This is a genomic window from Saccharopolyspora sp. NFXS83 (assembly GCF_026241095.1).
In the GTDB taxonomy this organism is placed as follows: Bacteria; Actinomycetota; Actinomycetes; order Mycobacteriales; family Pseudonocardiaceae; genus Saccharopolyspora_C.
The window spans coordinates 1-14,184 of the sequence record NZ_JAPFGB010000014.1 but is presented as its reverse complement, the minus strand read 5'-3'; the positions used below and the strand labels follow the sequence as shown (position 1 = coordinate 14,184).

General features: G+C 70.3%; 12 protein-coding genes. 8 read left to right on the top strand and 4 right to left on the bottom strand.

All coding sequences use genetic code 11. The features are described 5' to 3' along the window. Positions 1–98: 98 nt before the first annotated feature. Positions 99–1,112, bottom strand: coding sequence for a GlxA family transcriptional regulator (locus tag OOZ19_RS16605; protein ID WP_266091016.1), 1,014 nt, complete (start codon positions 1,110–1,112; stop codon positions 99–101). A gap of 164 nt (positions 1,113–1,276) precedes the next feature. Between OOZ19_RS16605 and OOZ19_RS16600 the strand changes: the two genes are divergently transcribed. After that, complete coding sequence (locus OOZ19_RS16600; RefSeq protein ID WP_266091015.1) at positions 1,277–1,465, top strand: hypothetical protein; 189 nt, start codon at positions 1,277–1,279, stop codon at positions 1,463–1,465. Positions 1,466–1,736: 271 nt separating this feature from the next. Here OOZ19_RS16600 and OOZ19_RS16595 read toward each other — a convergent pair whose 3' ends face one another. Continuing rightward, the gene (locus OOZ19_RS16595; RefSeq protein WP_416309449.1) at positions 1,737–2,468 is read right to left on the bottom strand and encodes an NPP1 family protein; all 732 of its coding nucleotides are present in this window, start codon (positions 2,466–2,468) and stop codon (positions 1,737–1,739) included. A 352-nt stretch (positions 2,469–2,820) separates the two neighbouring features. After that, the gene (locus OOZ19_RS16590) at positions 2,821–4,350 is read right to left on the bottom strand and encodes a class I adenylate-forming enzyme family protein (RefSeq protein WP_266091013.1); all 1,530 of its coding nucleotides are present in this window, start codon (positions 4,348–4,350) and stop codon (positions 2,821–2,823) included. A gap of 218 nt (positions 4,351–4,568) precedes the next feature. Here OOZ19_RS16590 and OOZ19_RS16585 point away from each other — a divergent pair, with 218 nt between their 5' ends. The 6 genes from OOZ19_RS16585 (at position 4,569) to OOZ19_RS16560 (ending at position 12,300) form a co-directional block, all read left to right on the top strand. After that, complete coding sequence (locus tag OOZ19_RS16585) at positions 4,569–6,143, top strand: NAD(P)-binding domain-containing protein (RefSeq protein WP_266091012.1); 1,575 nt, start codon at positions 4,569–4,571, stop codon at positions 6,141–6,143. After that, positions 6,143–7,222 carry an alpha-hydroxy acid oxidase gene (locus tag OOZ19_RS16580; RefSeq protein WP_266091157.1) on the top strand — a complete coding sequence of 360 codons (1,080 nt, stop codon included), beginning with the start codon at positions 6,143–6,145 and terminating at the stop codon, positions 7,220–7,222. Before OOZ19_RS16585 ends, OOZ19_RS16580 begins: the two co-directional genes overlap by 1 nt. After that, complete coding sequence (locus OOZ19_RS16575; protein ID WP_266091011.1) at positions 7,219–8,580, top strand: cytochrome P450; 1,362 nt, start codon at positions 7,219–7,221, stop codon at positions 8,578–8,580. Before OOZ19_RS16580 ends, OOZ19_RS16575 begins: the two co-directional genes overlap by 4 nt. A gap of 78 nt (positions 8,581–8,658) precedes the next feature. After that, on the top strand, positions 8,659–9,903 hold the full coding sequence (locus tag OOZ19_RS16570; RefSeq protein ID WP_266091010.1) for a cation:proton antiporter: 1,245 nt from the start codon (positions 8,659–8,661) through the stop codon (positions 9,901–9,903). A 130-nt stretch (positions 9,904–10,033) separates the two neighbouring features. After that, positions 10,034–11,512, top strand: a complete 1,479-nt coding sequence (locus tag OOZ19_RS16565; protein WP_266091009.1) for an ABC transporter substrate-binding protein/permease — start codon at positions 10,034–10,036, stop codon at positions 11,510–11,512. Then, entirely contained in the window at positions 11,509–12,300 is a 792-nt protein-coding gene (locus tag OOZ19_RS16560) for an amino acid ABC transporter ATP-binding protein (RefSeq protein ID WP_266091008.1), read from the top strand. The genes OOZ19_RS16565 and OOZ19_RS16560 overlap by 4 nt, the downstream gene beginning before the upstream one ends. Before the next feature lie 277 nt (positions 12,301–12,577). Here OOZ19_RS16560 and OOZ19_RS16555 read toward each other — a convergent pair whose 3' ends face one another. Next, positions 12,578–13,675 (bottom strand): isocitrate/isopropylmalate dehydrogenase family protein, encoded by a 1,098-nt coding sequence (locus OOZ19_RS16555; RefSeq protein WP_266091007.1) that lies wholly within the window; start codon positions 13,673–13,675, stop codon positions 12,578–12,580. Between the two features lie 205 nt (positions 13,676–13,880). Here OOZ19_RS16555 and OOZ19_RS16550 point away from each other — a divergent pair. Then, positions 13,881–14,184 (top strand): GntR family transcriptional regulator (locus OOZ19_RS16550; RefSeq protein WP_266091006.1); only part of this gene is annotated, 304 nt, incomplete at its 3' end.

Below are 14,184 nucleotides of genomic sequence, written 5' to 3'. Positions count from 1 at the left end.
GACGCTGGGGTTTCCCCGCCGCGATCACCGAAAGCGCAGCGCTGGTCCGGTGAATTCGGGCGGTGGCAACGGGATTCGCCGCCGGTGACCGAGCGGGATCAGGCGGTCGCCGCGCCGTCGGTGTCCCCGCCGAGCCGCCCCGGTTGGAAGGTGCTGCGGTACGTGCTGGGGGAGATGCCGAGCCGGGCGCGCAAGTGCTGGCGCATCGAGGCCGCCGTCCCGAACCCGGAATCCGCCGCCACCTGGTCGACCGGCAGCTCGGTCTCCTCCAGCAGCTGCCGCGCCCGTTCGACGCGCTGCCCGGTGAGCCACTGCACCGGTGACAGCCCGGTCTCGTCGCGGAACCGGCGGGTGAAGGTGCGCACGCTCATCGATTCCAGGTCGGCGAGCTCCCGCAGCGACAGCACCCGGTGCAGGTTCTCCAGCGCCCACGCCCGCGCCCGCCCGGTGGAGGAGCTCCGCGGCTCGGGCACCGCGCGCCGGATGAACTGCGCCTGCCCGCCGTCGCGGTGCGCGGGCACGACGGCGCTGCGGGCCACGTCGTTGGCGACCGTCGCGCCGTGCTCCTCCCGGATCATGTGCAGGCACAGGTCGATGCCCGCAGCCTCGCCCGCCGACGTCAGCACGGAACCCTCGTCGACGTAGAGCACCGACGGGTCGAGCTCCACCTGCGGGAACGTCCGCCGGAACCGCTCGGCCGCGTTCCAGTGCGTGGTCGCGGTCCTGCCGTCGAGCAAGCCCGCGCCCGCGAGCACGAACGCGCCGGTGCAGATCGACGCGATCCGCGCGTGTTCGGGGATCCGCGCGAGCGCGGCGAGCAGTTCGGGATCCGGTTCGGTTCGCGGCTCGTAGTCCTCGTCGGAGGCGGGCACGAACACGATGTCGGCCGCCGCCAACGCCTCGGTCCCGTGCCGGACGCGCACGGAGAAGTCGGTGGTGGTCCGCAGCTCGCCCGGATGGACCGCGCAGGTCACCACGTCGTACAGCGACTCCCCGGCGGCGTCGCGGGCCAGCGAGAACAACTGGTGCACGAAGCCCAGTTCCATCGGCAGCAGCCCCGGTCGCACCAGCACCGCGACGCGGCACCGGCCCGGTTGGCGAGAAGCACCCATGGCCCGATCCTTGCACATGTTGTCCTTCGGGCCACTCGTGCCGGCTCCGGTGCGGCACCACGATGAGTGGCACGACGTCGATGACGCCTCCGCCCGGCCACCCGGTGGGCGGAACCGAAGGTGAACAACGCCCGCTGCGGGCGGATTCCGGAGAGGAACCGGCGATGGCACTGGTGTGGATCGCGCTGCTTGTCGAATTCGCGGTGGTCTTCAGCATCGCGGCGGCCCTGGCGACTTGGGCGCAGCACAGCTGGACCGGGCGCGTACGACCGCGACCGGTGGGTCGCCCGGCGAAAGACCGTCGGCTCGCCGACCTGGCGCCGAACCACCGAACCCCGTGCGCGGACCACTGAAAGCGGTGCGGAACCCGACCGGGGTTCCGCACCGCTTACCGCCCTGCTGGGGGAAATTCGTCGACACGACGCCCCGCGGAGCACGACGTCTTGTCAGCGGCGAAGCCGCCGAGCAGCGACCGCCGGACCAGCCGGCACCGCCGCGGGTTCTCAGTCGTCTTCTCTCTCGAGAGGACGGCTTTTTCCCTCGTGGCCGAGCCACTCGGGAAATAGATCCCGCAGCGAGAAGACGACTGAGGTTGCGCCACCCGCCCCTCTCGGCGGCCCTGGCTCAGGCGCTCGGGTTGAACTCGATGTCGGCGGGCTTGGCCTTGGCGAGGTTGTCCTCGAAACTGCCGTCCTTGATGCCGAGGCTGGCGCTGCCGAAGTCGGCGCCGGTCAGCTTGTCCCGGATGCCTTCGGGGTAGTTGTCCCAGCTGACCGGGTCGGGGTACTGCCAGGTGCCGTAGTCGTTCTCCGGCTGCTCGTCCTTGCCCGCCAGGCGGAAGCAGTGCGTGCTGGGACCGTCCTTGTGGTAGACGATCTTCGCGTGGGTGTCCTCGAAGCCGACGTCCGACGCGGGGTAGGTGGAGAAGTCGCCGTGCGCCGAAGTGGAGACGTACTTGGCCTGGTCCTCGTTCACCCACACCACGACGTGCTCGATGTCGTGGCGGTGCCCGAACGCGTCGTGCACGCCGTCGAGTGCCTGGTCCTTCTCGAAGTAGAGGTCGTACATGTGCGCGCACCAGTCGTTGTCGCATTTGGTGCGCACGTAGGAATTGGTGTTGTCCAGGTCCGACTTGTCGTGGCAATTGCCGTTCAACGCACCGGACGGTTCCAATCCGGGAGCGAGCGTTCCGTCCGGTCCGATCGCCGGAGTGGGATAGCAGCCGTCACCGTCGTAATCGAAAGCGGGCTGCCATTTCGCGTCGGCGTCGGTGGCGCTGCCCGGCAGCGCCTGCGGCGGGTCGGCCAGGGCCGCGGCGGGCGGCAGGCCGATGAACAGCACGGCCGTGCCGACCATCGCGCGGAACGCGAACGAGGACTTCCCGAGTCGCCGGGGGCTTCTCCGCGTTCTGTCGGTCTCCATTGTTCCCATCGCAGCAGAGCCTTCCGATCGCGCCGATAAGATCGCCATGATCATAAGGTCCGGTGGTGGAGCTGGATAGTGCGTCGGCCGATGCGTTCGGCCGGGTTCACGACCGGTTCACCTTTCTTCCGATCCCGCTGTGGCGAATATAGGACAATTGTTCGCCGTGCTGGACGAGTCGGCATAAAATGCGTCCTCCTTTCCTCGTTCGGCGGCGGTGCGCTCCTGATCCGATGAGCGTGCGGAACCGGCTGGGCCCAGTCGGCGCCGCCGGTCGGCGGCGGGGTCAGCGCGGCGCCGGGATGCTGCGCAGGGCCAGCAGCGCGTTCTTGTCCGGCTTGCCCGCCGACGTCAGCGGAACCTCGGGCAGCGCGGTGATGGTGGCGGGCACCGCGCCCGCGCCGAGTTCGGCGGCCACCAAGGCGCGCAACGACTCGTGGTCCGGATTCCGCCTGCCGGCGGCCACCAGGTAGGCGTGGATCGCTTCGCCGGTGCGGTCGTCGGGAGCTCCGGCCACGTAGGCCTGATCGACGTCTGGGTGCGAGGCGAGGACGCGTTCGATCGGGCCCGCGTACTGCAGCACCGCGTTCACCATGATCACGTCTCGGGTGCGCCCGGTGAGGTGCAGGAATCCGTCGTGGTCGAGGTGGCCGAGGTCGCGGGTGCGGACCCAGCCGTCGTGCAGCACCGCGGCGGTCTCCTCCGGAGCGCGCCAGTACTCGGACAGGGCGTTGGGCACCCGCACCCACACTTCGCCTTCCGCGCCGGTGGGCACGGGTGCGCGGGAGTCGTCGCGGATCTCCAGCCGCACCCCGTCGCGCGGGCGCCCGACCGAGTGCGCCGCGTCGGGGGAGGCCGCGATGTCGTCGGCGGACAGCAGGCTGACCATGCCCAGTTCGGTCTGCCCGTAGCCCACGTGCACCGCGGAGCCGATCCGCGCGTGCGCCTGCGCCAGCCGGTGCGGTTCCAGCGGCGATCCGGCGACCAGCAGCATCCGGGCCGCGCTCAGATCCACTTCGCGCTCGCGCAGGTCGTCGAGGATCTGGTGCAGCCGCGGCACGGTGAGCAGGCAGGCGGTGATCGACAGGTCCGCCAGCACTTCCGGGAACTCCGGGGGGCCGGAGGGGATCACCGCGGTGCCGCCGGAGTTCAGGCACAGCGCGAGGTGTTCCTGCATCACGGCGCTGCTGAGCGTGCCGAACAGCAGGAAGCGGCGGTAGTTCGCGGCGAGCCGCGCGGTTTCGTCCGTCCACTCCGGCAGCTGCCAGGACCAGTGCCGGGTCAGGGCGCGGTAGTCGAACACCGTCCCCTTCGGCGTCCCGGTGCTGCCGCTGGTGAACGTGATGATCGCCGGGTCGTCGAGTTCGCCGCGCGCCACGGGGGTTTCCTGCTCGCGCAGCAGTTCCGGCCCGATCGTGAGCACCGTCGCCTCGCCCGCCGCGGTGCGCAGCCGGGCGGTGGGTTCGTCGGTGACGACGGCGTCGATGTCCTGGTCGAGGATGTGGGCGAGCTGCTGCGCGGTGAGACCGGGCCGCAGCACGATGACGCGGCAGCCGAGCGTGTGCGCGGCGAGCTGCGCGGCGAAGCCCTCCGCGCTCACGGCCGTCGCGATCGCGACTCCGCTGCGGTTGCCGAGCCCGGCGGCGCGCAGCCCCGCGGTGCACCGGCCGATCAGCTCCAGCAGTTCACCGCGAACGAGGATGCGACCGTCCTGTTCGAACGCGGGGGTGAGCGGGTCCGCGCCGAGCGCATCGAGCAGTGCTTGCGGAAAAGGTTGTGCCCGATCTGCGTGGTGATGATCACCTGCGGGATTCACTGCTCCCATTTTTACCGCTTTCCGTCGAATAGTCGAACGTTTTCGGGCGCATGGCTCATCGGTTTCGAACGAGCGGTCCCGGCAAGTGGATCTCTACCACCGGAACAGTGGTCCAACCACATATCGCCGCTGTGACGTGCATCACGAACAACTACTCCGGGGTAGTGCTTTAAGGTTCAAGTAAGAAACTTCCTGCCCTGTTCGGAGGCGAACGATACGTGGCCGAAGACTACTCCCTTGATTATCTCGTTATCGGTGGCGGTCCCGCCGGTCTGCAGGCGGGGTATTTCTTGGAACGCGCCGGGCGCAATTATGTGATCGTGGAATCAGGGGAATCCCCCGGAACCTTCTTCACCGAGTACCCGCGGCATCGGCAGCTCATCTCCATCAACAAGGTGCACACCGGCTCGGACGATCCGGAGCTGAACCTGCGCACCGACTGGAACTCGCTGCTGTCGGAGGAGAACGCGCCGCTGTTCACCGAGTACACGCCGCGCTACTTCCCCGCCGCCGACGACTACGTGCGCTACCTGGCCGACTTCGCCGACACCCACGGCCTGGCCGTCCGCTTCGGCACCCGCATCGTCGAGGTCACCAAGCCGGACGACTTCCTGGCCCGTGACCAGCACGGGAACACATACCGGGCGAAGCGGGTGATCGTCGCGACCGGGGTGACCCGGCCGAACATCCCCGAGATCGACGGCGTCGAGCACGCCGAGCCCTACACCGAGGTGTCGGTCGACCCGGCGGACTTCACCGGGCAGCGGGTCCTCATCATCGGGCGCGGCAACTCGGCCTTCGAAACCGCGGACAACCTCATCGAGAACGCGTCCGTCATCCACGTGGCGGGTTCGGGGTCGCTGAAGCTGGCCTGGCAGACGCACTTCGTCGGACACCTGCGCGCGGTGAACAACAACTTCCTGGACACCTACCAGCTGAAATCGCAGAACGCGGTGCTGGACGGCCGCATCCTGGGCATCCGGCGGGACGGCGACGGACTGGTCGTGCGGGTGAGCTTCGAACGCGTCGACGAAGTCGTGAAGGAAATCCGCTACGACCGGGTCATCCTCGCCACCGGATTTCGGTTCGACGCGTCCCTGTTCGCGTCGGAATGCCGTCCGGAACTCATCATCGACGACCGATTCCCGGCGCAGAACAGTTTTTGGGAATCGACGAACGTGCCGGGGCTGCACTTCGCGGGCACGATCACCCAGGTGCTCGACTTCAAGAAGTCGACGAACGGATTCATCCACGGATTCCGCTACGGGGTCCGCGCGCTGCACCGCATCCTGGAACACCGGGAGCACGGCGTGGCCTGGCCGGTGCGCGCGCTCGCCGCGACCCCGGAGGCCACGACCGACGCGGTGATCGAGCGGGTCAACCGCACCTCCGCGCTGTGGCAGCTGTTCGGCTTCCTCGGCGACGCCGTCCTGCTGGGGCCGGACGGCCCGCGCTACGCCGAGGAGGTCCCGGTCGCCTACTTGCACGAGGCGGCGGACGGCGGCGCGTTCGGCGACGTCGAGTCGTACCTGACGATCACCTTGGAGTACGGCGAGGACCACGACCGGATCAACCCGTTCGACGTCACGGCCGGCCGGGTGTCCCAACAGGACACCGCCGGGCTCGACGGCCGCTACCTGCACCCTGTGGTGCGCCACTTCCGAGCCGGGGAACTGCTCGCCGAGCACCACATCACCGAGAACCTCGAGAACGAATGGGACGGCGAGCAGGTGCACCGCGCGCCGCTGCGCGAGTTCCTGCGGGACAGGCTGACGGTTCCGGCGGGCGCGTGATGAACGGGTTCGCCGAACAGCACGACCGCGCGAAAGAAGTGCTCGACCCGGTCGCCTACGACTACTTCGCGGGCGGCGCGGGCGACGAACTCGCCCTGGTGGACAACGAGAACTCGTTCGCGAGGCTGGCGCTGCTGCCCAGGGTGCTGCGGGGCGGGGCGAACCGGGACCTGACGGTGCGCCTGCCCGGCGCCCCGAGCGCGCTGCCGATCATGGTGGCGCCGACCGCGTTCCACCGCCTCGCCCACCCGGAGGGGGAGCTCGCCACGGCGCGTGCCGCCGCGGCGGCGGGCGCCGTGCTCATCTCCAGCATGGCCTCGACGGTCGCCATCGACGAGGTCGCCGCGGCAGCCCGCCAGGTGCGCGCCGAGGCCCCGGTGTGGTTCCAGCTCTACCTGCAGCCGGATCCGCGGGTCACCGCCCGGCTCGTCGAACGCGCCGAGCGCGCGGGCTGCTCGGCGCTGGTGGTGACCGTGGACTCGCCGGTGTTCGGCATGCACGAGCGGGATCGGCGCAACGGGTTCCACGACCTGCCCGACGGGTACGCGGCGGAGAACATGCGCGGTCTGCCCGGCGGGCCCGCCGGTGGCACGCGGGACATCGAGATGTCCCCGGAGATCTCCTGGCAGGACGTGGAATCGCTGCTGGCCATGACCCGGTTGCCGGTGCTGCTCAAGGGAATTCTGCATCCCGATGACGCGCACCTCGCGGTCGGTTTCGGCGTGGACGGGATCATCGTGTCCAACCACGGCGGGCGGCAGCTGGACGCGACGCCCGCGCCCATCGACGTGCTGCCGCACATCACGAAGGCCGTCGGCGGCGCGATCCCGCTGCTGCTGGACGGCGGAGTGCGCCGCGGCACCGACGTGGCCGTGGCGCTCGCGCTCGGCGCCACCGCGGTCGGCGTCGGCAGGCCCGTGGTGTGGGGGCTCGCCGCCGACGGGGAGAAGGGCGTGCGCGACGTGCTGGAGCGGCTGCGCGTCGAGTTCGACCAGGCGCTGGCGTTGTGCGGCGGGCGCTGCTGCGGCGACCTGACCCGCGACGTGGTGGTGCCCCGGGGTTTCGGAGGTTCCTGGTGAGAGTGGTCCCCGTGCTGGCCGCCGCCGCGGTGCTGACCGCGCCGCGCTGGTTGCCGCAGCGCGTGGTGGCGCTGCGCGGCAAGGTCTTCGAACTCGTCAACGGCGACAACGCGATCACGCTGCCCGGCGAGCGGTTCGGGCCCGAGGAGTTCCGCGAGATCTACTCGCACCCGAACGCAGGTGGGCGCAGCGAAGGAGCCGGGCTCTCCGACCTGTTCTGGTACTGGCTCTCGCCCGGCCCCGAAGTGCACCAGGAGCACATCGAGGCGGGCCCGCGCTACGACGACGTCGCCCGCACCACCCAGCGCTTCCTCGCCGGGAGCAGCGCGTCGCTGGCGGCCACCGCGGCCCGGTGCGCGGCGGCGGTCCTCGACGAGGAGGTCCGGGGGGACGTGACCGCGGTGCGGTTGCGGGACCTGATGATGCCGATCTGGGCCGAGTTCAACTACGAGCTCGTTTTCGGCGAACCCTGCCCGCGCCGCGCGCGCGATCTCATCGTCGGCAACGCCACCGACGTCGTCAACGCGCTCAAGTGCACCGGCCTGCGCCACCCGGAACGCCGGGCCCGGCTCACCCGCTACCTGCGGGCCCGCGTCGAGGCCGGGGACGTGGTGCACGACCTGCCCGCCACCCTGGACATCCCCGAGCAGGTGCACTACCTGCAGGGCACGTTCTTCAACACCTCGGTCGTGCAGCTCTCGGAAGCGATGGCGCACCTGCTGCTGGTGCTCGCCCAGCACCACGACGTGCAGCAGCGGCTCGCGGCGAACCCGTCCGACGAGCGCTACTTCTCCCACGTGCTCGACGAGGCGCTGCGGGTGTTCCCGCTGTTCGGCATCGCGCACCGCATCACCACCGGCGACATCGACGTGGACGAGCACACCACGCTGCCGCGCGGATCGGTGCTGTGCTTCAGCTATCCCGACTACCACGCGAGCGGCCACCGGGACCCGGAGGTGTTCGACCCGTGCCGCTGGGCGGAGCTCTCCGCCCGCGACGTGCCGCACGTCCCGTTCGGCATCGCCGCGAACCGGCCCTGCCCGGCGTGGCGGTTGTCGCCGCTGGTGATGCGCGCGGTGACGGGGGAGGTGCTGCGCCGGTTCCGGCTCGATTCCAGCGTGCGCCACACCCGGTCGCTGCCCTCGCGCGGGCCGTGCTTGCTGGTGCGCCGGGGCGCGCCGGAGCGGGGGACCGCCGCGGTCCTCGGTCTGCTGCGCGTGCGCGACCGGTGGGAGGACGTCGAGTGCAGCCTGCGGCAACTGGTGCTGGGGACCTGGATGGTGCTCGACGCCCGCAGGCAACGCCTCGCCGGACGCTACTTCGAACAACCCCCGCCGGGCTGCCCGGCGCACCGCTGACGTCTCGAATCTCCCGCAGCAGCACGGAATCGCCGTCCGGCGCGCGTCGTCGCGCCCCTCTCCCGCGGAGGAAGCACCATGTCCCCCACCGAACTCGCCCCGGCGTTCTTCTTGGCGGCGATCGTGATCCTGGTCAGCTGCCGGTTGGTCGGGCGCGTGCTGCGGGCCTTCGGGCAGCCTCCGGTGGTGGGGGAGATGGTGGCGGGGGTGGTGCTCGGCCCGTCCCTGCTCGGCTGGATCGCGCCCGCCGCGGAGCAGGCCGTGTTCCCGGAGGCGCTGCGGCCGGTGCTGTACGTGGTGGGGCAGATCGGGCTGGTCGTGTTCATGTTCCAGGCGGGCTACGAGTTCCGGGTGGACCGGTTGCGCCAGGTCGCGCGGCCCGCGTCCCTGGTGTCGGTGGCCGGGATGCTCACCCCGCTGCTGCTGGGGATCGCGCTGACCTGGATCGCCGCGGACACCGGTGGCATGTTCCCACCGGGCGTGCCGCTGCTGGTCTCGGCGCTGTTCGTGGGTGTCACGCTGGCGATCACCGCGTTCCCGATGCTGGCTCGGATCATCACCGAACGGGGGCTGTCCGGCACCCGGTTCGGGTCGTTGTCGCTGGCTTCCGGCGCGGTGGACGACGCCGTCGCGTGGGTGCTGCTGGCCGGAGTGCTCAGCATCAGCGCCGCCAGCATCGGCCCGTTCGCGATCACGGCCGGCGGCAGCGCGGTGTTCGTCGTGGTGCTCGTCGCGATCGTCCGCGCCGGGGGCCGGGCCCAACGCGCGGTGCGGCGGCTCAACCCGGAGCACCTGCTGATGGCCGTGGTCGTGGTGCTCTTCTTCGCCGCCTGGTACACGGACAAGATCGGGCTCTACGCCGTGTTCGGCGCGTTCAGCCTCGGAGTGGTGCTGCCGCGATCGGCGGCCGTCGACGCGGCGGTGCACGCGATGAAGCCGGTCAGCACGCTGTTCCTGCCGTTGTTCTTCACCTATTCGGGGCTCAACACGAACATGGCGCTGCTGCTGGATCCGGGGCTGCTGCTGTTCACGATCGGCGCGGTGTTCGTGGCGGTCGTGGGCAAGCTCGGTGCCTGCTGGGCCGCCGCGCGGCTGGCGGGGGAGCCGAACTCGGTCGCCGTCCGCGTCGGCGCGCTGATGAACGCCCGCGGGCTGATGCAGCTCATCGCGATCAACGTGGGGCTCGCGGCGGGCATCGTGACGCCGCAGCTGTTCAGCGTGCTCGTGGTCGTCGCCCTGGTCACGACGATCATGGCGACGCCGCTGCTCACCTTGTTCGACCGCCTGGAGCGCAAGCGGACACCGGAACCGGCGGGGGTCTGATGCCCGGATTCGGTGCCACGACCAGCGCATTCCCGCAATGTGGATCTTGAAGTGCCGGGTCGCGAATTCGCCCTATGCTCGTCTGCGCGGTGCCGCTTCCGGGCACGGTGGAAGGTGAGGGGAATCGCTGATGCGGCATGCGCTCAGGTGCGCGGTGCTGTTCCTGCTGGTGATGGTGGCCCTGCCCGCGCACGCGAGCGCGGCCTCGGCGCAGGAGCCCGAACGGCCCGTGGTCCGGGTCGGCACCGAAGGGACCTATCCGCCCTTCTCGTTCCACGATCCGGGGACGCAGGAACTCACCGGCTACGACATCGACGTGATCAAGGCGATCGCCGACAAGGCCGGGTGGGACCTCGAATTCGTCGAGACGCAGTGGGACGCCGTGTTCCCCGCGCTCGACGCCGGGCGGCTCGACGTCATCGCCAACCAGGTCTCGGTCAACGAGGAACGCGCCGCCAAGTACGGCCTGTCCGATCCCTACACCTACTCGCGCGGTGTGATCATCCGGCGCACCGGTGACGAGGGCATCCAGACGCTCGACGACCTGCGGGGCAAGACGACCGCGCAGTCGAGCACCAGCAACTGGGCACAGGTCGCGAAGGACGCGGGCGCGAACGTCGAAGCCGTCGAAGGCTTCGCGCAGGCGGCGGCACTGCTCACGCAGGGCCGGGTCGACGCGATCGTCAACGACAACATCGCCGTGCTCGACTACCTGGCCAGCACCGGCTCCACCGAGGTGGAGATCGCGGGCAACGCCGGTGCCGAGACCAGCGAACAGGTCCTCACCTTCCGCAAGACCGACCAGGCCCTGCTCGACCAGGGGAACCGGGCGATCGCCGAGCTCAAGGCCGACGGGACGCTCAAGGGCATCTCGGAGAAGTACTTCAAGGCCGACGTCTCGGTGCCCGACGGCGGTGAAGCCGACCTGTCCGAGGGGCGCGGTCACCGCAGCACCTGGGACGTGCTGCGCAGCACGGCGTGGCCGATGTTCGTCGGCCTCGTCCAGGTGACGATCCCGCTGACGGTGCTGAGCTTCGCGATCGGGCTCTCGCTCGCCCTGCTCGTGGCCCTCGCGCGGATCTCGCCCTACAAGGTCCTGTCCGGACTGGCCCGCGCGTTCATCTCGATCATCCGCGGCACCCCGCTGCTGCTGCAGCTGTTCATCGTCTTCTACGGGCTGCCGCAGCTCGGGGTGAAGTTCCCGCCGTTCACCGCGGCCGTGATCGCGTTCAGCCTCAACGTCGCCGGTTACGCGGCGGAGGTCGTGCGCTCGGCGATCCTCGCGGTGCCGAAGGGGCAGTTCGAGGCGGCGGCCACGATCGGACTCGACTACCGGCAGACGCTGCGCCGGATCATCCTGCCGCAGGCGACGCGGACGGCGGTGCCGCCGCTGTCGAACACGTTGCTGTCGCTGCTGAAGGACACCTCGCTGGGGTCGGTGGTGCTGCTGACGGAGCTCTTCCGGGAGTCGCAGCTCGCCGCCGCCGAGAGCAACGAGTTCCTCGCCCTGTACGCCTTCGCCGGGCTGTACTACTGGGTGATCTGCGTGGCGCTCTCCGCCGGGCAGAAACGACTGGAAACCCGACTGGACAGGTACGTGGCCCGATGACCGACACCACAGCGCACCGAGCAGAGCCCGCCCGCGTCCGGGTGCACGGGCTGGAGAAGTCCTTCGGCGACCGGAAAGTCCTGCGCGGCATCGATTTCGAGTCCAGGCGCGGGACCTCGACCGTGCTGCTGGGGCCGTCCGGTTCGGGCAAGACCACCGTGCTGCGCTCGCTGAACGTGCTGGAGACGCCCGAATCCGGTGTCATCGGCATCGACGACGTCGAGATCGACTTCGCCCGGCTGCCCACCGGCAAGGCCGGTCGCCGGGAGGGCGCCCGGTTGCGGGCGCAGAGCGGGATGGTCTTCCAGGCGCACAACCTCTTCCCGCACCGCACGGTCCTGGAGAACATCATCGAGGGCCCGGTGGTGGCGCAGCGGCGCCCGCAGGAGGAGGCCGTCGCCGACGCCCGGATCCTGCTCGACCAGGTGGGGCTCGGCGACCGCGCCGACTCCTACCCTTTCCAGCTCTCCGGCGGGCAGCAGCAGCGCGTCGGCATCGCGCGAGCGCTGGCGTTGAAGCCGCGCGTGGTGCTGTTCGACGAGCCGACGTCGGCGCTGGACCCGGAGCTGGTGGGCGAGGTGCTGGCGGTGATCAAGGACCTCGCCGCCGAAGGCTGGACGATGGTGGTCGTCACCCACGAGATCCGCTTCGCCCAGCAGGTCGCCGACCAGGTGTTGTTCCTCGACGGCGGCGTCATCGTCGAGCAGGGCACCAGCGCCCAGGTGATCGGCGACCCGCAGGAGGACCGGACCCGCCGCTTCCTCAGCCGCATCCGCGACCACGGCTGACGGCCCCGAGTCCGGTGCGCACGAGCTCGGGCGGTGCGAGCCCGCCGCCCGAGCCGTGCCGTGCGAACGTTCCGACTTGCAGTGACCCGTGCCTTAGCCGAGGCAGGCCCCGCAGAGCCGGAATCCCTTGATATCACTGGGAAAGAGCCGGTCGAGGCGATCCGGTGTCGCATTGGCGAGGATGGTCCATGCCCTTGCGCACCGCGGACCGGTCCGGCTCGGACTCGTCGAGTTCAGCCGGGGGTGGCGTGCGCGAATGCCACGAGCGGGCCGGTCGTCACGCCGGATCCCCGTCGCCGATCGCCTCGGCGACCGCGTCGGCGAACGCCGCGGTGCCGGTCGACCCACCCATGTCCGCGGTGCACGTCCCGGCGGCGACCGCGGCGGCGATGGCGGATTCCAGCAGTGTCGCGGCCCGGCGCAGCGCGTCGTCGTCGTTGCGGTTTCCCAGCCACTCCAGCAACATCGCGGCGGAGAGCATCATCGCGATCGGGTTGGCGATGTCGCGTCCCGCGATGTCCGGGGCCGAACCGTGCGAGGCCTGGGCCATGCACTGCCGGTCGGAGGCGTTGATGGAGGGCGCGATGCCCAGCGATCCGGCGAGCTCGCCGGTGAGGTCGGAGAGGATGTCGCCGAACATGTTCTCGGTGACGATCACGTCGAACTCGGGAGCGCGGCGCAGCAGGTGCACGGTCATCGCGTCGATGTGGAAGTCGTCGACGGTGACGTCGGGGTACTGCTCGGCGATCTCGCGGCACACGTCGCGGAACAGCCCGGTGGTCAGGCGCAGCACGTTCGCCTTGTGCACGATCGTGAGTCGCTTGCGCCGGCCGCGGGCCAGCTCGAAGGCGGTGTGCGCGATCCGCTCCACCGCGGGCCGGGTGATGATGCCGTGCGCGATGGCGACGTCGGGGGTGGGCATGAACTCGCCGGTGCCCGCGTGGGTGTTGCGGTCGGCGTAGAAGCCCTCGGTGTTCTCCCGCACGATGACCAGGTCGGTGCCGGGCACCATCGCCTTCGCGCCCTCGAACGCCTTCGCCGGGCGGATGTTGGCGTAGAGCCCGAAGCGGGTGCGGATGGTCCCACTGGGGTTGAGCCGCGAGCGGTGCGGTTCGGGGTAGGCCGCGCTGTCGTGCGGTCCCAGCAGCCACGCGTCCAGCCCGGCCAGCGCCTCCAGCGTCGATTCCGGGATCGGTGTCCCGTGCTCGTCGATCGCGGACCGGCCGAGCGGCAACGGGAGCCAGTCGACGCCCGGCGCCTCGGCTGCGGCCAGCGCCGCATCGACGACGCGGGTCGTCGCGGGCACGATCTCCGCGCCGATCCCGTCGCCTTCGAGCAGGCCGAGTCGGTACGCGGGGGTGGGGCGTGCGGTCATGGAATCTCCTCCGGAAGTCGCGGACGGCGATATCCTGGAGGTTATAACCTCGGTTGGTCAATGTTTGGATCTGAAGTCTTCGATCGGTGAGGAGCCAGCCAATATGCGAGGAGTACTCCTTATAGCGAGTTCGTCCAGGGCGTTTCACCTGGTGGTCGGGCGCGGAAGCCGGCGCGGTAGCTTATAGCCGAACGGGAGGTGCGGCATGAGCGAACCGGCGGTGTCACCGCTGATGACCAAGAGCGAGCTGGCGTACGTCAGCGTCCGCGACAAGATCCTCTCGGGCGAGTTCCCGCCCGGTTCGGTGCTCAACCAGGCCACGCTGGCGCGCACCATCGGCATCAGCACCACGCCGCTGCGCGAGGCGCTGCGCAGGCTCAAGGCGGAGCGGCTGGTCGAACTGGACGCGCACCGCGACGCGCGGGTCACCGAGCTCCACGCGGAAGAGGCCCGCGACCTGCTGGAGATCCGGCGCTCGCTGGACCCGCTCGCGGTGTCGCTGGCCGCGC

What these genes read in the sequence shown, in the direction of transcription:
- OOZ19_RS16580 (WP_266091157.1), top strand. Translation starts at nt 6,143, where the DNA reads ATGAACGGGTTCGCCGAACAGCACGACCGCGCGAAAGAAGTGCTCGAC.
- OOZ19_RS16560 (WP_266091008.1), top strand. Translation starts at nt 11,509, where the DNA reads ATGACCGACACCACAGCGCACCGAGCAGAGCCCGCCCGCGTCCGGGTG.
- OOZ19_RS16595 (WP_416309449.1), bottom strand. Translation starts at nt 2,468, where the DNA reads ATGGTCGGCACGGCCGTGCTGTTCATCGGCCTGCCGCCCGCCGCGGCC.
- OOZ19_RS16605 (WP_266091016.1), bottom strand. Translation starts at nt 1,112, where the DNA reads ATGGGTGCTTCTCGCCAACCGGGCCGGTGCCGCGTCGCGGTGCTGGTG.
- OOZ19_RS16555 (WP_266091007.1), bottom strand. Translation starts at nt 13,675, where the DNA reads ATGACCGCACGCCCCACCCCCGCGTACCGACTCGGCCTGCTCGAAGGC.
- OOZ19_RS16570 (WP_266091010.1), top strand. Translation starts at nt 8,659, where the DNA reads ATGTCCCCCACCGAACTCGCCCCGGCGTTCTTCTTGGCGGCGATCGTG.
- OOZ19_RS16565 (WP_266091009.1), top strand. Translation starts at nt 10,034, where the DNA reads ATGCGGCATGCGCTCAGGTGCGCGGTGCTGTTCCTGCTGGTGATGGTG.
- OOZ19_RS16600 (WP_266091015.1), top strand. Translation starts at nt 1,277, where the DNA reads ATGGCACTGGTGTGGATCGCGCTGCTTGTCGAATTCGCGGTGGTCTTC.